General features: G+C 38.3%; 17 protein-coding genes. 6 read left to right on the forward strand and 11 right to left on the reverse strand.

Translation table 11 applies throughout. The features are described from left to right. Nucleotides 1–29: 29 nt before the first annotated feature. From LF817_RS08830 to LF817_RS08845, 4 genes are all read right to left on the reverse strand, one after another. Nucleotides 30–2,249, reverse strand: a complete 2,220-nt coding sequence (locus LF817_RS08830) for a 5'-nucleotidase C-terminal domain-containing protein (protein ID WP_253935430.1) — start codon at nt 2,247–2,249, stop codon at nt 30–32. A gap of 473 nt (nt 2,250–2,722) precedes the next feature. Continuing rightward, nucleotides 2,723–3,727, reverse strand: coding sequence for a C40 family peptidase (locus LF817_RS08835; protein WP_253935431.1), 1,005 nt, complete (start codon nt 3,725–3,727; stop codon nt 2,723–2,725). A gap of 527 nt (nt 3,728–4,254) precedes the next feature. Further along, nucleotides 4,255–5,922, reverse strand: a complete 1,668-nt coding sequence (locus LF817_RS08840; RefSeq protein ID WP_253935432.1) for a S8 family serine peptidase — start codon at nt 5,920–5,922, stop codon at nt 4,255–4,257. A 60-nt stretch (nt 5,923–5,982) separates the two neighbouring features. Further along, entirely contained in the window at nt 5,983–7,392 is a 1,410-nt protein-coding gene (locus tag LF817_RS08845; protein WP_253935433.1) for an N-acetylmuramoyl-L-alanine amidase, read from the reverse strand. 444 nt (nt 7,393–7,836) lie between these two features. Here LF817_RS08845 and LF817_RS08850 point away from each other — a divergent pair, with 444 nt between their 5' ends. The 4 genes from LF817_RS08850 to csaB all read left to right on the forward strand — a co-directional run bounded on the left by LF817_RS08850 (nt 7,837) and on the right by csaB (nt 13,234). Then, on the forward strand, nt 7,837–9,753 hold the full coding sequence (locus LF817_RS08850; protein WP_253935434.1) for an S-layer homology domain-containing protein: 1,917 nt from the start codon (nt 7,837–7,839) through the stop codon (nt 9,751–9,753). Between the two features lie 105 nt (nt 9,754–9,858). After that, a complete protein-coding gene (locus LF817_RS08855) occupies nt 9,859–10,590 on the forward strand; it encodes a WecB/TagA/CpsF family glycosyltransferase (RefSeq protein WP_253935435.1) in 732 nt (243 codons plus the stop codon). Further along, nucleotides 10,587–12,149 (forward strand): putative polysaccharide biosynthesis protein, encoded by a 1,563-nt coding sequence (locus LF817_RS08860; protein ID WP_253935436.1) that lies wholly within the window; start codon nt 10,587–10,589, stop codon nt 12,147–12,149. Before LF817_RS08855 ends, LF817_RS08860 begins: the two co-directional genes overlap by 4 nt. Before the next feature lie 14 nt (nt 12,150–12,163). Continuing rightward, nucleotides 12,164–13,234, forward strand: a complete 1,071-nt coding sequence (csaB, locus tag LF817_RS08865) for a polysaccharide pyruvyl transferase CsaB (protein WP_253935437.1) — start codon at nt 12,164–12,166, stop codon at nt 13,232–13,234. An 84-nt stretch (nt 13,235–13,318) separates the two neighbouring features. On the opposite strand, the gene LF817_RS08870 is transcribed toward csaB, so the two are convergent. The 7 genes from LF817_RS08870 to LF817_RS08900 all read right to left on the reverse strand — a co-directional run bounded on the left by LF817_RS08870 (nt 13,319) and on the right by LF817_RS08900 (nt 20,067). Then, complete coding sequence (locus tag LF817_RS08870; protein ID WP_253935438.1) at nt 13,319–14,644, reverse strand: UDP-glucose dehydrogenase family protein; 1,326 nt, start codon at nt 14,642–14,644, stop codon at nt 13,319–13,321. Nucleotides 14,645–14,659: 15 nt separating this feature from the next. Next, nucleotides 14,660–15,544, reverse strand: coding sequence for a UTP--glucose-1-phosphate uridylyltransferase GalU (gene galU, locus LF817_RS08875; RefSeq protein WP_305882227.1), 885 nt, complete (start codon nt 15,542–15,544; stop codon nt 14,660–14,662). A gap of 65 nt (nt 15,545–15,609) precedes the next feature. Then, entirely contained in the window at nt 15,610–16,089 is a 480-nt protein-coding gene (gene pssE, locus LF817_RS08880) for a PssE/Cps14G family polysaccharide biosynthesis glycosyltransferase (protein ID WP_253935440.1), read from the reverse strand. Then, nucleotides 16,086–16,556, reverse strand: a complete 471-nt coding sequence (gene pssD / locus LF817_RS08885) for a PssD/Cps14F family polysaccharide biosynthesis glycosyltransferase (protein ID WP_253935441.1) — start codon at nt 16,554–16,556, stop codon at nt 16,086–16,088. The genes pssE and pssD overlap by 4 nt, the downstream gene beginning before the upstream one ends. Next, complete coding sequence (locus LF817_RS08890) at nt 16,557–17,657, reverse strand: glycosyltransferase (protein ID WP_253935442.1); 1,101 nt, start codon at nt 17,655–17,657, stop codon at nt 16,557–16,559. It lies immediately after the preceding gene. Between the two features lie 12 nt (nt 17,658–17,669). Beyond that, complete coding sequence (locus tag LF817_RS08895; protein ID WP_253935443.1) at nt 17,670–19,052, reverse strand: O-antigen ligase family protein; 1,383 nt, start codon at nt 19,050–19,052, stop codon at nt 17,670–17,672. Between the two features lie 121 nt (nt 19,053–19,173). Continuing rightward, nucleotides 19,174–20,067, reverse strand: coding sequence for a PIG-L deacetylase family protein (locus LF817_RS08900; RefSeq protein ID WP_253935444.1), 894 nt, complete (start codon nt 20,065–20,067; stop codon nt 19,174–19,176). 462 nt (nt 20,068–20,529) lie between these two features. Between LF817_RS08900 and LF817_RS08905 the strand changes: the two genes are divergently transcribed. Then, entirely contained in the window at nt 20,530–21,561 is a 1,032-nt protein-coding gene (locus LF817_RS08905) for a GNAT family N-acetyltransferase (RefSeq protein ID WP_253935445.1), read from the forward strand. 255 nt (nt 21,562–21,816) lie between these two features. Then, nucleotides 21,817–23,601 (forward strand): asparagine synthase-related protein, encoded by a 1,785-nt coding sequence (locus tag LF817_RS20390; protein WP_253935446.1) that lies wholly within the window; start codon nt 21,817–21,819, stop codon nt 23,599–23,601. The last annotated feature ends 92 nt before the right edge of the window (nt 23,602–23,693 follow it).

Raw genomic sequence — 23,693 nt, forward strand, 5'->3', positions numbered from 1 at the left:
TGCCTTTTATTTTCTAATACAAACGATATTTACTTAGCTTCGTCTACAATTCTTCCTTCAATCTCAGGATCTACTTCTCCAAGTTCAGCTACGTAATCACGGAAATTCTCCCAGTCAGATGAACCAAGGTCTGTTACGCGTCCTTCATCGTAAGCCGCCGCAAAGACATCAAATCCGTCTCCACCTTTTGCTGTAAATGCGTTGGTAGCGATGACGTACTCTTCTTCGTCTTCAAGAGCAACCATATCCTCACCTTGTTTAAACTCTACTGATTGAACACGATCTCCAGATTCCGCTGAGCTTGAATACGTAAATTCCATACCAGAAACATGCAGGAATCCGCCATTTTCAGCCGGGGCTTCACTAACACTATGTTCTAAGGCTTGCTTAATTTCAGCACCTGTCAACTCCATAGTAGATAAAGTATTACCAAAAGGCATCACTTCTAAGATTTCTCCAATAGTGATTGGGCCTTGATCAATGGAAGTACGGATTCCACCGCCATTTTGAAATGCAGCAATTACATTTTCATCATACTCTTTCGCCTTATCAAGCATGCCGTCTGTAATTAGATTTCCAAGTTTTGTTTCACTGTTCCTCACACTTACATCGCTGCCTTCACCCGTACGAGGATTTGGAAGTTCAGTAACAGCTACTCCTCCACTCTCTTCATTTTCAACCTCTTCAATCTGGGCTGAATACTCCTCAAGCATCTCAGCAGCCTCTGGGTTCTCTTCAAACTCAGATACTTCCAGCAATTCACCGCTAAAACCTTTCACAACACCATTATCATCAAATTCAACGTCTAACGTCCCTAAATCATTCCCGTATTGGGAAGCTTGAACGATGACTGTTGGATCTTTTTCTTCACCATCTTTGTTTTCCGATACTTCTGTCGGCTCATCTAAAGATGTGTGACTATGGCCACCAACGATGACGTCAATACCTTCTACATGTTCAGCTAAAAGTAAATCGTTATCATAGTTCGGATTGTCGTCATATCCAATGTGGGTGAGACCGATAATTTTATCGATTCCTTCTTTCTCAAAAGAAGCAACCTGCTCTTCTGCCGCTTCGATATAATCCTCAAAGGTTATGTTCTCAGGGCTGGAAATGTCAGCTGTCTCTGCCGTCGTCAAACCAAACACTCCTACCTTCTCCCCATCAATTTCCTCAATGACACTGTTATAAATTTGTCCGTCTTCAGGAGAGTCTGTCATTTCATCATTAAACAGGTCTTTCATGTTGCTATCTTGAGAGAAGTCTACATTGGAACTGACATAAGGAAACTTCGATGCTGTTACAAAATCCGCAAGAGCCTTATGGCCATCCGGGCTGGAACCTAGATCGAATTCATGATTCCCGAAAGTCATTAAATCATATTCCATCAAATTCATGAATTCCAAATCCGCTTGACCAAGAAATTCGTTAAAGTATAAAGTTCCTGAAAAGACATCCCCGGCATCCAATAAAAGAGCATTTGGCTTCTCAGCTCTGACGTTTTCAACAGCCGTAACCCTTCTGGCAACATCATCTAAATTAGCATGTGTATCATTCGTATGCATCAAAGACAATTCATAGCTTTCGCTTTCTCCATCATCTGGTTTCGGCAGTTTATCTCCGAATTTATAATCAGTATTAGCTAACAGCCAGGCAAAGTCACCACGCTTTACATCCTGTTCAGGACCAAAAATGATAGGAGTCAAACCACTAATTAAACCGTTTGCGTACAACGTTTCTATAGCAGGTTCATACCAGGCTCCATCTCTAAGGTCACCAAAAGGAAGGTCCGCCTCTTCGTTTTCAATTTCATACGAATTGACAATGAGTTGAGCAAATTCAGCGCGTGTCATCTCCTTATTAGGATTAAACGTACCGTCACCCATTCCATATATGTAACCTTCCTCGTAAAGAGTATTTACGTATTTGGCATACCATGCACTATCAGGAACGTCAGAGAATTGTCCTCCAGTTGCGTCATCAGTATCAAGATCAAGAATTTTCACCATCATTGTAGATGCTTCTGCTCTCGTCATAGAACTGAACATCTTAAACTCGCCATCTTTATATCCGTTGACTACGCCAGCATCTTTCAGTTGATGAATCACCTCATAATATTGATGTCCTTCTGACACATCAGGAAAACTGGAATCTGCAGCTACAGCTGTCGGGACCAAAGCAGAAGCGGCAAGGGCCGCACCTAATGAAGATACTAGCACCTTATTTCTCGTCTCTTTTTTGTTGCTCATTAATAAAATTCCTCCCTCACAAATTGTAATAACTTTTTTTCATAGGTTAATAGGATATTTTGATGTTATGTAAAGAATGTTTCCAAAATTCGCCCTATTAAGATAAAATACCTATGGTTTTGATATTACATTAATTTGCAGGAATATGAAATAGAATTTATGAATAAACATTCAACATTTAAACAGAGCTTACAATAATTACACAATTAACTAATAATCTATGATAATCATTGCAGATATTCATAAGAGAGTCATTCAACTAAAACGCTGAATTGGGGAAGAATTGGTTTCGAGATAACTGGGGTTCGTTCATGAATTAAGAGTCCGGGGGGGTTGGGAAGCTATTCTCTTTCCTGTAGGGGAACTGGCGAGTTTTTTCGGGTTTACAAATATTGAGCTTTTATCAATAAATTTGCTAGGTTTTAACAAAACAAAAAAGGTCAAACAGCGAAACATCTGTTTGACCTTTTTTATTATAATGCTCTATCTAGGAAGGCTGTAAATTCTGCACGAGTAGCATTTTCGCGAGGCTCGAACTTATTATTCCCAGTACCTGTTGCTATAGAATTATCTGAGAGAGCTTCAATTTTTTCAAACGCCCAGTGGTCTTTGCTAACATCATTGAACGTTGCTTTACTGCCGTCACTGGATAAGTTAAATGCGCGTGTCAGGATAGCCGCAATTTCATCTCTTTGAATACTTTCATTCGGTCGGAATGCACCATTTCCGTCACCTACAATAATCCCTTCATCCGCTGCGGCATTTATATATTCATTTGCCCAGTGAGAAGAAGAATCATGGAATGCGTTAGAAGAAGAAGTTTTCAAACCTAAAGCTTCACTAACCATTTTAGCTGCTTCTGCTCTAGTAACATCATCTTCTGGATTAAAATTCTGATTTTCATCGCCATTGATAATTCCTTCTTGACTTAACCGTTCAATATGATGAGTAGCCCAGTGATCACTGGTAACGTCATGGTACTCACCTACTGAAGAATTATTATTGGAGGCTTGAGATTTATCATCAAGTACTCTCTTCGCCCCTACGTATCGAGGTCCCCAGTAGTATGGATCGTTTATTGATACTTCATTTACTCCCTTGCTTACTGTAGCAGATATGTAATTATCATTGCTTGTATAAATTCCCACATGTGAAATATTATCTGAGCCTGGTGTTTTGCTGAAAAACACTAAATCTCCAGCCTGTAAGTCTGACTTAGCAACATATTCTCCAACCCCGTTTTGCTGGCTCGAATTCCTTGGCAGATCAACCCCTGCTTCTTCGAACACATATTGTGTAAAACCAGAACAATCAAACCCTGATGTAGTAGTTCCTCCGTAATCATATGGAGTGCCCGCATACTTTTTCGCAATATCGACAACTTTACTCCCCGAAACTGACGCCCCCTTTACCGATGGTGCATAAACCGACAAAACCATTAAACTTGATAAAAACAAAACAAACGACTTCCTCAACATTTTATGTATACCCCCACGTTTAATTTCTCTAAAGTTAGGGTATCATACATTATTGGGCTTTTATTTTACAGTTCGGTAACAGTCGACAAAAAGATGTAATCTTTTCTTAAAAATTCGACAATATTTTTCCAGTCTTTTTTATTTGACTTAGTATTACTGCTTTTATTATTACAAATGCATTACATTTTCCTTAACGATTATCAAGCTCCTCAAGAATTTCTAACTTATTTCAACTTTATATGTAATAACCTAGTTTAATCAATAGAGTAATATACCTGATCATTCTATTAATCATCCCTGAATACTGAAAAAAGATCGCTACTTCATAATGCGGCTTTTTCTACCGCATTCCAATTATCAACTTGGATTCTTTATCGTCAGCAGATGAAAAAACATAATTAATAACAAAAAAACCATAAAAACCCCACATTGATAATACAAAGTGGGGTTTCACTAGTATAGCAAAAACGTAAATCCCTTAGAAATCAGACCTTTTCAGAGAATGTCCGACCTGCATATAGGGCCGATCATCTCACGGGAGCATCGTCAGCTTTGGCAAGCAATGGAGTAAATTCGGAACGAGTTATATTACTCCGTGGACGGAATGTGCCATCTGGATAGCCGACTATAATCCCTTCATTCGATAGTTTACTTATCGCATTACTTGCGTAAAATTTATCGGCAACATCTGTGTATTCATTGCTGCTCTTATCTCCTTCAATTTCATAAGCTTTATGAATGATAAGTGCGATATCTGCTCGTTTAATTGAGATATCAGGCTCAAAATTACCACTTGGAAAACCTTCAATGATTCCTTTTTCTTCAGCAGAAGCTATATAACCTGAACTATAGGAGTCACGGCTTACGTCCGGAAAACCGGAATCTCTTTTCTTTCCATCTAATCCTAAAGCACGCCCAACCATTGTAATGGCTTCTTCTCTTGAGATCTCGCTATTTGGTCTGAAAGTTCCGTCTGGAAAACCTTTAATTATATGATCTGAATATAAGCTTTTCAAGTAAGGTTCAAACCACGGATTAGCCGTCATGTCCAAAAAAGGCCTTTCTAATGATTGAATAAGCCCATGGCCGTATTTGAAATCTTTCCCTCGCTGCCCTAAGTCTAGAGACTGTTCAATCATCATATCGTTTATATCATCTAAACTTAATTCGGGAAAAGCTTGTTTATGTAAAGCGACGATCCCCGCTACGTAAGGAGCAGCCATAGAAGTACCATTTAATGTCTCATAAGCCCCTCCGCCTGATTGGCTTCCAGCATACGTACTATAGATACTTTCACCTGGTGCCACAAAATCCAATGAATCACCGCCATAAGAAAACAGCGCACGTTCTTTATTTCTATCTACAGCACCTACACTAATGACACTTGAATAACGCGCAGGGTACATTACATCGTTTAAATATTCTCCATTGCACAGAAGCTTGTTCCCTGAAGCCGCCACCACAGAAATACCATTATTTTCTGCCTCGTTCAGCACTTTTTTCATGGCTTCAGAAGATTTACAGGAAGTTAAACTCAAATTGATAACATCCATTTTATTTTCAACAGCCCACTGGATTCCAGCAATAATTTCAGCTTCCCACCCTTCTCCATCTCTGTCTAATGCTTTTAGAGCATATAAATTCGCCTGGGGCGCTACACCGATTATTCCTATAGAATTATCTTCAGCTCCAATCACTCCGGCCACGTGGGTGCCGTGACCATTATCATCATCATAACTGCTGTTGGAGTTAATAAAATTTTTACCTCCTTTAATATTCAAGTCTGGATGCTCTTCATCTATACCTGTATCAATTACAGCTACGTTGACCCCTTCACCTGTTACTCCCCAGTCATAGGAGAGATTACTATTTATGGACTCGTATCCCCAGTCAATTTTTTGCGCATTCGCACTTACTTTTTGGTCTGATTCTATCCATTTCACTTCAGGTTGTCTCTCCAGATTGCTAATAGATTCAACCGGTAAAGATACAGCAATGGCATTAAAAGAATCATATGTATGATGGAGGTCATAAGGTATTTCAGATAGCACATCTTCTTCCACTTTCTCTTCAAACCCTATGATGACTCGCTGTTTTTCATCCGTCGATTCAATTGAGGCTGAAACTTCCTGGTTGTCTGAAAATACGTACGATATGAAAAGTATGAACATACAAATGACTATTAACTTTTTCAATCCAGATTCTCCTTTTGTCATTACAAAAGAAGCGAACGTGATTTGTCCGCTTCTTCCATATTAATTATTCTCTTCCCAATTATAATAATCTACTACACCTAATGAAATAGCTCTTGCAGCTGCTTCACGGTATTGAGTTTGCTTAAGTTTGTCTGCATCACCTTTATTTGTTAAAAAGCCGATTTCCGTTAGCGCTGAAGGTAATGAAGTAGCTTTGATCACACGATACCCTGCTTCTTTCACACCACGGTTAGTCATGTCCATTTCTTTTACAAGTCTTTCATTTATAAACTGAGATAACTTTAGGCTGCTATATGCACGATTGGATAATCCTGCTGAAGAATAAAACGTCTCGACACCCTTAGCGCTTTCGCTAGCAGCAGCATTGGCATGAATACTGACGAAAGCATCCGCTTTATTACTTGTAGCTAATTTAACTCGATTATCTAATGTATGATAAATATCTCTGGTTCTCGTCATGAATACATCAAGTCCTGCATCCTCTAAATACTCTTCAGCGATTTCCCCTACATCTAAAACTACTTCTTTTTCTACTAGACCATTCGCCGATGCTCCAGGATCATTACCGCCGTGACCAGGGTCTAGTGCAATAACATGGGATGACCTTGGTTTGTCGATCAGGTAGGACATGGAAACCCAGCCTTCTACGTTACCTTTGGTAACATATGCCCAATTTCCTTCTTTCTTGTAGACAGATACAGCACTGGCAGTAGATAGAGTGCCTACTACACCGTTACTTGTACCCGGACCTGAACGAACATTTAATGAGTCTGCTGTAACAACCTTCTCATCAATAACTTTCAAATCTTCTTGTTTCTCCTTATTATCGTCTTTAACTTGCTGACTTCTAAAATCAGGATTCATGCTTCTGGCAACGAGCAGCGAAAATTCTTCTCTGGAAATCTCTCGGTTTGGTTGGAACGTTCCGTCAGGATAACCCATTGTTACATTAGCAGAAGCAATGTCATTAATATAAGTGTAAAAAAAGTTACTCTCAGAAACATCAGTAAACGACACATCTTGACTTCCGCTTAGAGGAAATGCTCTTGAAATCAGAACAGCCATTTCACCACGAGTTATAGTATTATTTGGTTGAAATGTACCGTTAGGGTAACCATTGATGATCCCTTTATCAACTGATGAAGCTATGTATCCAGAACCATAATGTGAGGCATCTACATCATCAAAAACAGTATTTCTTTTTGTGTTGTTCAAGTCGAGAGCTCTACCGATCATAGCAGCAGCTTCTTGTCTCGTTACATGGTTCTTTGGTTTGAATGTGTTATCATCATATCCAAAAATAATTTCCTCATCAATCAAATAATTGATTTGTTCTTTATATTTGGAAGGAACCCCCTCTATTGAATTAGCGGAAACTGTACTTTGACTCTGTAAAAAACCACCAATCAAAACAATTACCCCAAACAACAAAATAAAAAACCTTTTCATTCATCCTACTCCTTTTTTAAAATTGGCTTTGTACACACAAAGCTTATTATTGTATTTTGTTAATTCTTCAACTCTTTTACATTTGCAGCTAGCTCATCACTCTCCAGTCCACTATAAGATTACTATTCAGAATAGAAATGAGAGAAAATGTCGACTAATTAGAAATTTTAGCTTTTATTGTAATAATATGTATGTAAGTCCCCCATCCAACAATTATTATATCGTCAAACCCGGGAAAATTTTTATCCTACAAAAGAACTAACTTATTATAATGAACATTTCATCACTATATTTCTTAAGTGTTCATTTATTGGGAATCCATGGTGGAAATCCGTGTAGTTTAAATTTTACTATATTACAAAACATTACAATATTAGCTATTAATCTCCTTAATTTTTTGATAGATTAATAGAGTACTTAATTTTCAAGGGGGAAATATACTAAATGAAAAAAGCTATGATTCTATTTGTAGGTCTTATGACGCTAATGGCAGTTTTGTCACCGACTAGTTTGGCAAAAGATGACATTACTGACACTCCTTTTGAGGAAGAAATGAGAACATTGATTGATAAAAACATAATGGCAGGATATACAGATGGTACATATAGACCAAAAAATTCAGTGACGCGTGCTGAATTTACCGCTTTCTTAGTTCGCGCATTAGATGTCGAACTAAAAGAAGATGAATATCCGGATAAACAATTCAATGATGTTACTTCAAATCAATGGCATCATACATACGTAATGTCCGCCTATAACCAGGGCATCGTCGATGGCTATCCTGGAGGCGACTTTAAGCCGAATAATGTCATCTCTCGTCAAGATATGGCGCTGATGATGATGAACGCTGCTGAATCTGAAGGTTTGGTCAGTGAAAGGTTACCGATCGATGAATTTAAGGATAGTGATCAGATCAACCACTATGCTGTTGAGGCCGTAGAAAGATTAACATACTTAGAAATCATAAATGGTAAAAAGCATAAGGATAATAGTCTTTCTTTTGCACCCAACGATAAAACGTCACGTGGGGAAACCGCAGCGGTTATCTCCAGATTACTCGACCAATTATACCCTCCAGAAAATTTGAATTATTCCGTAATTTCTCTTGATCCTGATGGGGACCACGTGAGAAAAGGCGAATATGAAACGTATGATCAGGCTGTAAACCGTGCAGCCGGCAGCCAGGTAGTACTGGAAGGTAATAACGTCGTTTGGATAAAAGAAGGGATGGCTGCTTCTAATAAATTCGCCACACTTTATGACAACCAAAACTTGACGTCCGATATTACTTATGTAACTTCTGGAGTAGAGATGGAAATTATTGAAATTTCAGAGGACTGGGTGAAGGTCAAAGTAGCTGATACTGCCGGATACGTAGATCCATCCGTCGTCAATTTAACACCTACTCATATGATAAAAGATCGTTCACATTATAAAGTAGAAAATGGCAGTCTTGTACATTATTTATATAATTCTATTAATGACACAACCACTGAGTACACTTATGGAGCTGCTCCAAACTTTATGGAAACTGGTAAGAAGTATTATAGTTTAAATGGTAATACGTTCTACAAGACAAATGGAGATAAAGCTGGGGAAGCTTATCAATATTTTAATAGAATGCCGCTTTATACGGAAACGAATTATACTGCAGAACAGTTAGATGAGTATGTTAAAAGTGAAAAGCCTAATAGCCCGTTAGTTGGAACGGGGGAATCTTTTAAAAAGGCTGAGAAAGAATATGGGACAAACGCTCTATACTTACTGGCACACGCTATTCATGAAAGTAACTGGGGACAAAGCGAAATTGCTGAAGGTAAAAACAATTTGTTCGGGATAGGCGCAGTGGACAGTAACCCTTATGAAAATGCAAAAGAATATACTGATTTTGAATCTGGTATATTAGAAGCCGCTTCAGATTTCATCGTACCTGGATATTTCAATGAAGAAGACTACCGTTTTAATGGAGCTCAACTCGGAAACAAAAGTACAGGGATGAATGTAAAATACGCTTCTGACGCTTATTGGGGTCAGAAAATTGCCGGACACATGTACAGAGCTGATCAGTATTTGAGTAATAAGTCGGACAGTTCACCGGAAAATGGTCAAAATGATTTAGCCCAAACGGTTACAACAAATATAAACGTACGTAATGAAGCAAGTACTGATGGTGATCCACTCTATCAATTGCCTAAAGCTAATGAAACAGTAGAAATCATTGAGGAAGTCGATGCCAGAGGGACATGGTACGAGATTACTCCAAAAAACATTTTAGAAAATGATTATGAGAAAGCTTTCGTATACAGTGACGGGTACTCTTCATACGGAACAAGTCTTGAAAAATTACCAATTGCTGAATAAGTCCTATTATGTCGAATTAAGGCGGCAACATCTAACATGTTGCCGCCTTTTTATGTTATATTATGTAGAGCATGAATGTGTATATTAAAGGAGTCACTTTACAATATGAAGCACGTAAATATCTTGGGTATCCCGTTTTCGATCATAAACCATGACTATTTGATAAAGAGCCTGAGCCAACATGTACAATCGGCAGAAAAATCTTTTGTCATTACCGCAAACCCTGAAATCGTAATGCAAGCTAACGAACATCATGAATACAAGAATCATTTACTTCGTGCTTCATACATAACTGCTGATGGAATCGGTATTGTCAAAGCCTCAAAGATCTTAAAGAACCCTCTTCCAGAGAGAGTGACAGGCTATGATGTTATGATGGATATGCTTCAATTATCCTGTGATCATCAGTACAGCATTTATTTATTAGGCGCTGATAAAGAAACCTTGCTATCTACTAAAAATAATATAGAAAAACAATTTCCTTCTATTCGGATTGCCGGCCAACATGACGGCTATTTTGATTGGAATAATAATAGAATTGCTGAAGACATTCACGAGAAAAAGCCTGACATCGTATTCGTAGCACTTGGGGCTCCAAAACAAGAAACTTGGATCTCTCAACATATCGATCAGTTCACTAAAGGGGTATTCATTTGTGTGGGAGGCAGCTTTGACGTTATTTCAGGGAATGTAAAGCGCGCTCCACTAAGCTGGCAGAATATTAATCTTGAATGGCTTTACCGTCTTTTAAAACAGCCGCGCCGCTGGAGAAGAATGCTTGCGCTCCCTCGCTTCAGCTACCGTATCATTAAACAAAGAGTGAAAAATTCTTTATGAGCAAATCAAATTTAATAAAAAGTACTTTCATTCTATCAATCGCTGCCCTGTTATCTAAAATATTGGGCAGTGTTTTTAGAATTCCACTGCAAAATATTGCTGGAGACCAGGTTCTCGGTATTTTCACTCTTGTTTACCCCGTATATATGGTCGCCCTTATCTTATCTGTAGCAGGTATCCCTATTGCAATTTCTAAAATGATTGCCGAAGCGAAATCAAATAAAAATTTGGAGGCTGTCGGTGAAATTAAACGTACAGCTCATATATTAGGATTACTGTTTGGAATTGCAAGTTTTACAATATTGTATATTTTTTCTGAACCATTATCTGTAATCATGGGTGATTCTTCCACTGAAACAGCTTTAATTATAGTTGCTTCTTCCCTCCTGTTTGCGCCATATATGGCTGTTTACAGAGGATATTTCCAAGGGTTTGATGATATGAAACCAACGGCTGTTTCACAAGTGCTAGAACAATTATTCAGAGTGAGCGTCATTATAGGAGCTGCCTTGCTTTTTACAGCAAATGATTTTTCAGAAGATATCGTAGCTGGTGGTGTAATGAGTGGATCTGTAATAGGGGTTATTGCTTCTCTTTTGTATCTTCAATACACCTATAAAAAATCTGATCTTCCAAAATCCAGCCCTAAAAAATATCAGCTCCGTTCGTTTATCTTGTGGAGCAAAAGAATTCTGAAAGTATCTATACCGGTAGCCATTGGCAGTATTACTATGGCTTTATTGAATGCGATTGATTCCTTGACGATCCCGCTGGCTCTTCACTCCCAAAGTGATGGTTCGACGATCAACTTGACCTACTTATACGGAGTCTATGGCAGGGGGCTTGCGCTAGTGCAAATCACCACTGTATTTGCCACCTCCATAGTTTTGCCGCTTATTCCATTACTAACTAAAAAAATTGCAGAAAAAAAGCATTCTGAGACCAGGGAATTAATAGAAAAGTCGAACTACCTCACCCACCTCATTTCTTGGCCTGCTGCTTTTGGTTTGCTTGCATTGACTCTTCCTTTGAATCTGGCACTATTTACTAATTTAGAAGGAAGCAGTATGTTAGCGGTCATCGGATTCAGTTCAGCATTCACATCACTGGCACTTGTCGGCACGGGGATCATGCAGGGAATCAATCTGAATAAGACAGCTGCTTTCATAGTGGTGACTGGTGTAACATTGAAGGCGTTACTCAACATAGTTTTTATAAATTTTTACGGAATACTTGGGGCTGCAATATCAACTCTCATCATTTATATATTATTAGTGGCAGTAAACACAATATTCATACGAAGAACAGTATCATACAACCTTTTCCCACGCGAATTACCAAGAATTATACTTGCTGCTGCAATAATGGGTATGATTGCAGCACTTCCTTCTTTGTGGCTGAACTTCGAACATTGGTCACGGGCAATGAATCTACTGTATGTATTCTTAGTTATAATAGCAGGTGCGCTTGTTTACTTCTTACAACTTTTCTTAATGAAAGTTATTAATAGAAAGAGCCTTGCAAACTTGCCTTTTATCGGGAAGCGTTGGAAAATATAAAGCGAGGTCCTACTATGCAGATCATTTTGTCCGGATATTTCGGTTTTCAAAATACAGGAGATGAAGCTATCCTTTATTCCATGATTCAGCAAATCCGTCTGGAAGACCCTTCTATCAAAATCACGGTATTGTCCAACGATCCAGCCCATACGAGAGATACGTACGATGTTTATGCCGTTAACCGATGGAGCTTGAAAGAAGTCATTAAGGTCATAAAAAGATCAGATGGGTTAATCAGTGGCGGAGGCAGTTTACTACAGGACGTTACCGGAGTGAAATCGGTCATCTATTACACTGGTGTCATTGGGATAGCCAAGCTTCTACAAAAACCTGTCATCATCTATTCCCAGGGGATCGGGCCACTTAATGGTAAAATAGCAAAAAAACTGACTGAATTTACAATGAATAAAGTTGATCACCTTACCGTAAGAGATAGGGATTCTAAACAGCTCCTTACCAAAATGGGGATCCGGAAAAATATCGAAGTGGTACCAGACAGTGTCATGGGACTGGACGACTCTCTTACCGAAAGCGGCAGAGAAAAAGACAACTCCGTCATTATCGTATGTGTACGCCCGTGGCCATCAACACAGCCTTACCAACAAAAATTCGCTCATGGATTAGATTTATTGGCTCATCAGGGCTTTGAAATTGTATTTCTGCCCATGCATGGCGAGGAGGATGCCATGTGTTCTCAAAACATACAGTCACTTATGAAGGAAAAATCCGATATTCTATCTCAAGACCTATCACTGAACGAAAAAATAAACATTATCACCTCTTCTAGATTCCTTATCGGAATGAGGCTGCACTCCCTGATTTTTTCTGCAATTTCTAATACCCCCTTTGTTGCGGTTTCTTATGATCCAAAAATTGATTCATTCGTTGAACTTATGGATCAAAAAGTATTAGGTCACGTAAATGATGATTCTTGGACTGGTGAAGACATTGCCGAGGACATCTTCCGCCTTAAAGGAAACTATCAAAAAGTACAGAGGCAACTCCAAACCATCATATGCGAACTTAGAAACGAGTCCAGAATAGCCGTGAAACACATGCTATCTGTTATCAAACAACTGAAATAAATACACCGCGAAAAAAGCATGGAACGAGCTCCTGCACTCAGGAGAGTCCCATGCTTTTTAAGTATTCGTATTTATACTGTTCTGTTATTTTTCTTCATCTTCCCTTACACCGATAGAAGGTCGTCCGATTGAGTGGTACTCTAATCCTGACTCCTTCACTTTTTCAAGGTTAAAGCAATTACGCCCGTCAAATAACGCGGGATTCTTCAACTGCGACTTCAATTGTTCAAGAGGGTATTCTTTTATCTCTTGCCAATCCGTCATGATGATCGCAAAATCTTTGTCTTTCAATGTTTCGTCGATAGAATCTTTATAGATTGTGCCTCCAGGAAGAAATACCTTGGCGTTTTCCTCAGCGATAGGGTCGTAAGCATAAACCTCTGCCTCATTATCAACAAGTTCTCTAATTACTTTAATCGATGGTGCATCTCTCATATCATCTGTATTCGGTTTAAAAGCAAGTCCTAAAACCGCTACTTTTTTGTTGGAAAGATCCGGATAGAAATCTTTGATTTTATCAATGATGATACGCTGCTGCTTATCATTAGTTTCAATGACGCTATCCACTATCGACATATGATAACCGACACTATGTCCAATTGACACTAGAGCATTCGTATCTTTAGGGAAACAGGAGCCTCCGTAACCCACACCCGCATTAAGGAATTTATCTCCGATCCGCTTATCCATTCCCATACCTTTGGAAACATTTTCAATGTTGGCCCCTAAACGCTCACACAAATTCCCCAGTTCATTGATGAAACTTATTTTCGTCGCTAAAAAAGCGTTGGAAGCGTACTTTATCATTTCAGCGCTTCGAAGGTCAGTCTCTAAAATAGGGAGCGTGAATGAAGAATAAACTTCTTTCACGCGATCTAATGCTTCCTGCTCTTCTGAACCTATGACAATCCTGTCACCATAAAATGTGTCGTGGATGGCCGATCCTTCTCTAAGGAATTCAGGGTTTGACACTACGCTTACCTTATGTGAATTAGATTTATGCTTTTCAATTATCTCTTTAACATATTCGTTGGTTCCTACAGGCACTGTACTTTTCGTTATCACAATCAGGTCATCCGTCATATGTTCCGCTATACTTTTACAAGCTTTTTTCAAGTATGTAAGTTCAGCAGATCCATCTTTTGACTGCGGCGTACCGACTGCAATGAAAACGATCTCTTTATCTTTCATCGCTACTTTGTAATCACTAGTGAAGGTAAGACGATTTTCATTAATGTTCTTGATCATCATATCTTCTAATCCGGGTTCAAAAATAGGCGAAATTCCTTTACGCATATTTTGAACTTTATTTTCATCAATATCCACGCAGGTTACATGGTGACCTACTTCCGTCAAGCATACACCAGTCACTAACCCAACGTACCCCGTTCCAATAACAGAAATTTTCATTAGTTTCACCTTACTTTACTGGTCTAGTTTTTCATATTTCGCTCTTAATAAGTTAACGACATCTTCTCTTAAATCTTCACGGTTCAATGCAAAATCAAGTGTAGCATCAATGAAGCCAAGTTTATTGCCTATATCATAACGACGGCCTTTGAAATTATAAGCGACTACTCTCTCACTTGTATTCAACTGCTTAATAGCATCAGTCAGCTGAATTTCATCACCACGCCCTGGCGGCAAGTCTTCAAGAATATTAAAAATTGCGGGTGTAAGTACGTAGCGCCCCATTATTGCTAGATTGGATGGAGCTTCCTCTTTAGAAGGTTTCTCCACCATATCTTGAATTTCAATTTGGTCATTCGATGGATCTTCGCCTGTTCGAGGAGCTACTACGCCGTAGCTGGACACAAGTTCTTCAGGCACTTCTTGCACACCTACAACCGAGCATTCCTGCTCTTCATACACATTCATTAATTGTTTAAGACAAGGTTCGTCTGACTGGACGATATCATCCCCCAGTAAGATTGCAAAAGGCTCGTTCCCTATGAAACGGCTGGCACATGATATGGCATGGCCAAGTCCTTTTTGTTCTTTTTGACGAATATAATGTATATTGGCTAAGTTAGATATGTTTTGGACTTCCTCTAAAACATCATACTTTTCTTTTTCTATCAGCTTTTCTTCCAGTTCATATGATTTATCAAAGTGATCTTCAATCGCCCGCTTGCCGCGTCCTGAAACGATGATAATATCTTCAATACCAGATGCCACTGCTTCTTCTACGATATATTGTATCGTCGGTTTATCAACAATAGGGAGCATTTCTTTCGGTTGAGCTTTCGTTGCCGGCAGGAATCGGGTTCCAAGCCCTGCAGCAGGTATAATTGCCTTGCGTACTTTCAACTTCATCAACTCCATTCAGTTTGTAATTGTTCTAAAATTTAACATCCTTCGATAAAAAAGAAATTCTATGATTTTTCAATAAAATCTTTAATCAATTGTATCATTTGTGTTTTTCCAGACTGAAATGGAGGAGGGTTAAATGAATCTACTTGATGTAACACGTCTTCAAGGTCGTCCCCTTTTCCCCAATTTAAAATATATCCTTGCTCAAGGAATACTTCGATCAATTCAAGTTGGTGATCGTCATTATGTTCTCCATATTCTTTAAGCCTTGCAGCTGCAATTACTTTTTTTCCTTTTTTTAATGCTGTTGTGACTGAGCCGGTTCCAGCATGTGTGATCACAAGATCGGCCTGGTCAAAAAGAGCGTCCATCTCATCGTACGTCACGAACGGCTTCAAGGTAAGTACATCACTTTCAAATGAGGTATTCCCATTTTGTACGACTATGTCTTCCTGTATGACGCCAGCTTTTTTCAGCCTTTCCACTTCCGCAAGCAGCCGTTTGAATTGTAATTCATGGGTACCTAAAACAACAAAAATCAATAGATACTCCCCCCATAAACTGCTTTAGGATACACTTTCTTCATAGATTCCCATTGAACGATAAATAGATCAGCTATAGGATAGACCATCCGACCGGCTAAGGTAGGTGATGATGACTTCGCAAAACTCTCAATGAATATTACTTTCTTCCTGAATAATTTTGCGATATAACACATCGGTACAGAGGAATGAACTCCAGTTGTGACGACAACATCAGGCCTTTCCCTTAAAAATATAAACAAGGACTTAATTATGTTGTAGGAAAACTTGAAAATATATCGAAAAGGATAATTGCGTGCCCCATATAATAGAAAGGAGACTGGATACTTTTGCTTTAAATCTTTCGTAATATCGGATTTCTCTGTGACTATATGATAGTCATACTGTGTAAACAGAGGTTCCAGCTGCAGTAACTGAGTCAGATGTCCTCCAATAGAAGAAATCATTAACAACTTTTTTTTCTTCATTTATTTCGCTCCGATCTCATCATAAATCGATCTCAATCGATCGATTAAAACATCATGATCATTCTCCTGTGCCTTATTTTCGCCATGTTTTATAAGTTTATATCTTAAATGTTCATCTTCCATTACGTTCTTAATTGCTCCTTTTAAGGCGGCGGAGTCTCTAGGCGGCACAAGCACTCCCAGACTTTCATCTAACAAATATTGGAGCCCGCCGACTTTTGTGGCTACAACTGGAGTATGACATGACATAGCTTCCACAGCAACTAAACCGAAGCCTTCTATATAAGATGGCAGCACAAACACATCCGCAGCAGCCATCCATACAGCCACTTCCTTTTGAGACAACGCCCCATGGAAAGTGACACCTTCTATATGTTCATCATGTATCTTTTGCTTTAACTTGTTTAGAAAAGCTTCCTGCTTAGGCTGTCCTACTAACTGTAATGATAAACGGTCATCCTCTTGTTTCAGCAGCTTAAACGCCTCTATCAACTCTTCTATACCTTTTGCAGAAATAATGTTACCGACGAACAATATATGCTTGGAAGAATCGGTCATATCCAACGACCGCCTAGCCTCGTTTTTCGGGGTAGGTTTAAACACCTGTCTGTTAATGCCCATACTCATGACAGTTATAGATGATTCTGAAACGCTAAAATCATTTATAATATCTTCCTTCAAACCTTCACCAACCGCAATGACGTGATCAGCACCATTTAAAATCTTTTTAGTCTGATTGTGTGTAAACTTATTTATTTTAGCCATTTTATCTATATCCCCACCATGACAAGTGACAACGAGCTTCACCCCCAACAACTTTTTGAAGAGTAAGCCGAGCCACCCGCTCGGGAAAGCATAGTGAGCATGAACTAAATCGTACTTACGGCCTTTTGTAAGAAGGAGGAACAATGTATACATTATCCACTTAAAATATTTGAGAATCACATGAAGTTTCGACGTCTTATCATCCAGTATCGCTGAGACATCAACTGTTGATGAATGTTTTCTCAATTCTTCCACCTGGTTTTTCACAAAGATTCCAAAAGTCTTGTTGCTTTTACTAGGGTACATAGTGGTTATAACGAGAATTTTTTTCGGCAAAAGATCACCTTCCTAAGTTGGGCTTATCTTTTGACTTGGTTTGGTACTTCGATAAAGATAAGCCAGTAACAACGCTAAATAAATTCCTGCAGCAGGCGCAGAAAGTACATGTCCTGCAAGAAAAGCTGTCCCAAGCCCTATACCTACTGCTACACCGATAAACAAATTCTCACCGGTCAACACCCTGAATCGACTAGTGATCAAATTCTTTAAAATCATATAGATAAAGTATACAACAGGCGTCATAAGAATAACGAAACCTAAGATTCCAAAGTTCAAGAACCAATCCATCAAGTCCATTTCGACTAAGCTTGGTTCATCTTCGTAATTTCCACCACGACCCATTCCTAATAACTTTTGAGAGATCGGTGCTTGTCTGAATTGCTCTACTTTCTCTCCTAGAAATACATCCCGATTACTTAAAAGGGCGGTTGCGTCTGCATTTCCTGAAGAGTCATCTTCCTCTTCACTTTCAGCTCCGCCGGTACCTTCATCTATTCCGGTATCATTGTCTCCAGAACCTTCTCCGTCCGTCTCTGTGTCTGGAGCCGGGTTATTATTTTCATATGTCAGATCCATATTATTCCCAACTGCTGTATAGGGGATAGCTAAGATGGACACCACAAACAAGGCAGGCAAAACAATCGCATTCAGCCAGGCTTTCTTTTTAAAAGCCTCAAATAATGCAATAAGACTCCCCAGTGCTAAAACCATGAGGATGGAACCCAGCCCTACCTTTGTTCCAACTGTAAAAATAGCCCACGCAGTAACAATGACAGCAGGTATCAAAAGAAAGAGTTTTTTTACTGTCGGCTGTTTCATTAAGAAAAGAATCATAATAGCGAATCCTATACCTAAGATGGCACTAAGTTCATTTGCTGAATAGAACCATCCGGAATGTCCTTCTTTATCCAGCATTCCATAGCTTCTCTTTCCTGTATCTGTTAATGAGGCTATGACCATAACGACGCCAATAACAGTCAAGTTGATCGTCAAGTATTTTTGTAATTTACTTCTCCAATCGATTCTCTCGCTTAGAGACCTGAATACAAAATAGTAGACGATCAGCATTATTAAGAAATAAGATGTCTTAATGATGTATGTCGTTTCAGTAATCAAGGATACTGGCTCTTTCACCATTAAATTATTTCCTAGACTCAATCCCATAAATATACCCAGAAGTACAATGTAGCTTATGGAAAACAATTTAGCCCTTTTATAAGGACTAAGCAGTACATAAATCAGTCCAAGAAAAAGGGTCAGTACTCGGATTGGTTCAGAAATAGGTAGATTTATATATGCTGTAATATCTAAAATCGGCTGCAGCAATATGAAGACGATTAGGTAAATTTCCATAAACCTAATAAATTGGTTCGTGTTCTTCCCGTGATGCATAGTACTAATCCTCCATCATTCATAAAATTATTTTAATTTTCAGCTCTGGTAAAGGATGAAATGGAGATAACGGAACCCAGTACACCATACTCGTTCGACCAAAACTTTTTAATAAGCTGTTTTAATTCTTTGATAGTCTTTCCTGATAAATCCGTTTTTTTTGAGGGTAATTTTTGAACATGGCCCAAAGCAAGGTCACTACACGATTCGCTTGCTTAAACATTTTGTGATAAGGATAATTCTTCTCCCTCAATTTGTCGAACTGTTTAGTGAATTGATCTGCATCCACTTCTATAAAAACTTCCGCAGCCGAAACTGAACGATCTTTTACCATATGTGATTTAAGTTTATTCAAAAGTAAAAATCCATCAAATGCTATGGCTTGAGAAGTGAATAACTTAATCGCATCTTTTTTTGTAGGATATGTGGAAGTGATGTCAATTACACAATTAATTTCTCGAGGAGGAATTGGACAATTGATCTCGTATAAGCGAATCTTTTCACCATTTCTCCGCAGCTTCAAACAATCTGATAGTATGGCGGTCGTCCCTGTATGATCAGGATGTGCATCTACAAAAGGAGTGCAGTAAATTAAATCAGGTTCGATTTGTTCTAATAATGAAACCAGTTTATTTTGAGCTTCACTTGTAGACTGCACATTACCGTCCGGCAAATCCATGTAATGAATCGAGTCCATACCGAGAAGTTCATTCACCTTTTCTATTTCATCTTTTCTTATCCGGCTTAATTCCTCTCTGGAAAGTTCACTCTCGCTGTTTGAACCATCTGTACTAAAGACACAATGAACTTCAGCACCTTCTTGTACATGCCGCTTTATCGTTCCACCCAATCCTATCGTTTCATCATCCATATGGGGAGCGACTATTAAAACTTTCTTATAGTCCCCTAGAGGTGTTATCGATAGATTTGAAGTGTAATGCTTCTTTAAGATCACTTTTGTAATAGGTGTTATTACTGGTTTACTACCTTCTATAAGAAATCTTTTAAGATTCATTGCTCCTCTCCTTTCAAGCTTCTAACGTTATACTTTTTCATCTTGATTGATTTGACCCTTTTGTCTAGTTCAATAACATGACTTTTGGATATGATATTTGGAGAGGAAAAAATTGTATGTATATATTTTATTCGTCAATTTTCTACAGTCTTTATTAGAACTATACATTAAACTACATAAATGTTCATACTTCCATCCCACTTCAAACATTATAACATTTGAGTAAAAAAAATCTAATATACTTCCTGGATTATTTATTATTGATTATTTTAGAAATCCACACAAAATAATTATTGTTTTATCCAGCATACGGCTGAATTTTATATTGAGTCTCAAAAGACCTTTAAAACAGACGAATTCAACATTATTATTAGTTTTCAATGGAATAGAATTTAGTGTAATATTAAGTGCGTGAAATAAGATACTCAATATTATCCATTTTCGAGAGGAAAGGTAGTCAGAATGGCGATAAGAAATTATGCACCTGGTGATGAAGAACAGATTCAAGAACTGTTTGCAAAAACTTTTAACCATAACCGTTCTTATGAAGAGTGGGAGTGGAAATTTAAAAAACATCCGCATTATGAAGAGCCTACGATATTGGTATGGGAAGAGGATGGCAAAATTCTAGGACATATCAGTCTATGGGTGAATAAAGCGTATATAGGAAACGAAATTCACAAAGTCGGTTTAAGAATCGATACTATGGTAGATCCTCAAACAAGAGGTAAAGGTATATATAGAAAATTAAATGAAAAACTCAGCGAGATAGCCCGGAAAGAAAATATTGTCTATTTGTATGGATTCCCTGCACCTAAAGCGAAAGATTTATTGATTAAATATTCGAAAGGTGTCCACATTACCGACATACCTAGACTCATAAATATTCAAAGACCTTTCTCTTTGCTATCGTCTAAGCTATCCGTATTGAAATTGTTAAAACCTGTGGATGAACTAATTTATAACTTTAAAAACCGCAAAAAAATGAAACCATCTAACGAACTATCTGTAGTTGAAATCGAAAACTTTGATGATAGGTTCACTAGCCTCGATGCCGATATTCATAATGACGGCCTTGTTAAAGTAGTGAGAGACACTGCTTATTTGAATTGGAGATATACTTTCCATCCAGAAAAAAAATATACCATTTTAGCTTTGGAAGGCCCTTCTAAAGCACTTCGAGGCTATATAGTTTTCACTATTGAAAACAAAGAATCTTATCAGAGTGGTATGATTTTAGATTGGTGCTGCCTTGAAGGTACCGAAGGCTGTGATTTGCTATTAGATTCAGCGTTGAAATATATGAGGAATGCTGCAATTATTCAGACTTGGGCTTTACCGCATACCTCAATTTATTCCCAATTGATTAATAACAGCTTTTATCAAAAAGATAGACCTGTTCCTCTAGTCGGTATTCAAACACATGATGAATTCACAGGTTTTGAAGACGAATCCAAATGGTTCATCACCCCTGGCGATGTAGACTCTTTTTAGAACTCAAATTAACCAGCGATTATATAACAACCTGATTACTTAAATTCTGAAGCAACGATACATTCGTTGCTCTTTAGTATTTCAAATTTAGTCCTACTTATCACATTCCAAAATAAAAAGCTTGAGCCAGAATTACACTGCTTTATGAGGAGCGATTTTGAATTTATTGTTGATCTTCATAACTATAAGGATCAGTAAAAAGTTTGATGAAAAGGTTATTGAAACTTCAAAATAAGAGAAATTAGGTGTTTTGCAGTGAGCGATTTTATTTTTTCAAGAAAAACATTCGACCGCGGTGAGTTAACAAATCATATTAAAAAAATATACCACGAGGATGCGCCTATAGTAGAAGAGTTCCATGGAAAGTGGGGTTCTTTAGCGGTAAGTCACAACTTATATAACGGTTTCCAACCCTACGAAACAGACGAACACATCACTTTGGTGCTTGGAGGCCCGGTGTTGTGTTATAGAGATAACCGTTTTCTAGTCAATGAAGAGGCCGTTTTCGAGGGGACCCGCTCAATTTATGAACGATGGCATAGCGACCAAATGCATTGGGATGAAGATTTGAGTGGACCTTATTCAGTTATCATCGTAAATAAGCATACAGCCGAGGTCTATTCTATGACCGACTTGATGTCTTTCATTCCTGTTTATTCATTTAGTAATCATAGTAATATCATTCTCTCATCTCACGTAGACATATTAGCCGGCGCAGCGAATGAACAGGGGAATATTGATTTAGTATCTGAGGCAGATTTTATCCTGCACGGATTTGTCACTTATCCATTCACTATTTACAAGGAAATCAAACAAATACCACCAGCTTCCATACACACTATTCCAGGCGTTTCAAACACTCTGAAATCAGAATCTTATTGGATCCCCAGGGAAATGATCAAATATGAAAATATTACAGAAGCTGCTTCGGATTTACGAAATGCCTTACAAGAATATGTAGGTTCAATTACAGAGGATATGACGCATATCGCACAGTTCATAAGCGGCGGCGAAGATTCTCGTGCGTTATCGGGATTATTACCTGAGACATCTAGACGGGATGCATTTGTTTTCTTAGAACATATGAACAGGGAAGGAAAAGTAGCAAAAAAAGCCGCTAATGCTTATGGAGCGAATTTCAATCTTTCAACACGGACGCAAAATCACTACCTTAGCATTCTTCCTGAAACTGACCGTTTAGTAGGAAGCGGATCTCAATTTCATCACGTTCACACTTTTGGCTTTCACAAGCATTGTAAGCTCGACGAATATCCGGCCGTTTTTGGAGGATTGTTTGCGGATGCAATGCTTAAAGGTTCCCGCATTAAAAAGGTTCGCGGCCCTAGACGTTTCCCATTTCTTCCACAGATGAAAAACAGAAAATATTCGAATGCGCATTCTAAAAAAAATGAAGCCTTCACACAAGATATTCTAACTGAGGTTACGAAAAGAAGGCGGGCACATTTAGATCGAGTAAAAGCATTTCGGACACATTCGGCTCAAGAGTGGTTTGAGCTTTGGCCAAGTACGATGAACATGAATATCCCTAACCTTCATGGAAATCGGAGACTCTTCCGGAGTTACGAACCTTTTATGGCAAAGGACGTCGTTAAAATAAGTGCTTCAGTTCCTCAAAGCTGGAAGCTTAACCATAGATTGTTCCGGATTATGGCAAAACCCTTATTGTCAAAAACTAAATGGCTGTTACATGGGGAAGGACGATTACCTTATTTCCCGATATACGTAAACTTTTTTGTGCAATTGTGGGTTTGGATGTTGCGGGAATTTGGAAAGAAAACTAATATCATTAAAGGAAATCAAGAGTCCTGGACCCAATGGGATGTAGTAATGAAAAGCGATACTTGGAAACATAGCTATGAAGGTTATTCAGAAGGTTTGTCTGTTCTTGAGCCCGCACTAAAAGATCACGATTTATACAACCTTTTTGAAACCGACAAACTAAACAAATCACAAAAAATAAACCTTATGCAAGTTCTTCATAGTAACTTGAGGATAGAAGAAGAATTAAAACAAAGTTAGCTCGATCTTCCACAACTTCAACTTGCGGTAATAAATTGTTACAATTAATTAAATACTACACAGATTCATCAGTCAGCATCATTTTTATGTCA

This window comes from Halobacillus sp. A1 (assembly GCF_024189295.1).
In the GTDB taxonomy this organism is placed as follows: Bacteria; Bacillota; Bacilli; order Bacillales; family Halobacillaceae; genus Halobacillus_A.

Coding starts and splice junctions, on each gene's coding strand:
- LF817_RS08895 (WP_253935443.1), bottom strand. CDS start 19,052: ATGCATCACGGGAAGAACACGAACCAATTTATTAGGTTTATGGAAATT.
- LF817_RS08855 (WP_253935435.1), top strand. CDS start 9,859: ATGAAGCACGTAAATATCTTGGGTATCCCGTTTTCGATCATAAACCAT.
- LF817_RS08900 (WP_253935444.1), bottom strand. CDS start 20,067: ATGAATCTTAAAAGATTTCTTATAGAAGGTAGTAAACCAGTAATAACA.
- LF817_RS08830 (WP_253935430.1), bottom strand. CDS start 2,249: ATGAGCAACAAAAAAGAGACGAGAAATAAGGTGCTAGTATCTTCATTA.
- LF817_RS08905 (WP_253935445.1), top strand. CDS start 20,530: ATGGCGATAAGAAATTATGCACCTGGTGATGAAGAACAGATTCAAGAA.
- LF817_RS08870 (WP_253935438.1), bottom strand. CDS start 14,644: ATGAAAATTTCTGTTATTGGAACGGGGTACGTTGGGTTAGTGACTGGT.
- LF817_RS08845 (WP_253935433.1), bottom strand. CDS start 7,392: ATGAAAAGGTTTTTTATTTTGTTGTTTGGGGTAATTGTTTTGATTGGT.
- csaB (WP_253935437.1), top strand. CDS start 12,164: ATGCAGATCATTTTGTCCGGATATTTCGGTTTTCAAAATACAGGAGAT.
- pssD (WP_253935441.1), bottom strand. CDS start 16,556: ATGAAGAAAAAAAAGTTGTTAATGATTTCTTCTATTGGAGGACATCTG.
- LF817_RS08850 (WP_253935434.1), top strand. CDS start 7,837: ATGAAAAAAGCTATGATTCTATTTGTAGGTCTTATGACGCTAATGGCA.
- LF817_RS08835 (WP_253935431.1), bottom strand. CDS start 3,727: ATGTTGAGGAAGTCGTTTGTTTTGTTTTTATCAAGTTTAATGGTTTTG.
- LF817_RS08860 (WP_253935436.1), top strand. CDS start 10,587: ATGAGCAAATCAAATTTAATAAAAAGTACTTTCATTCTATCAATCGCT.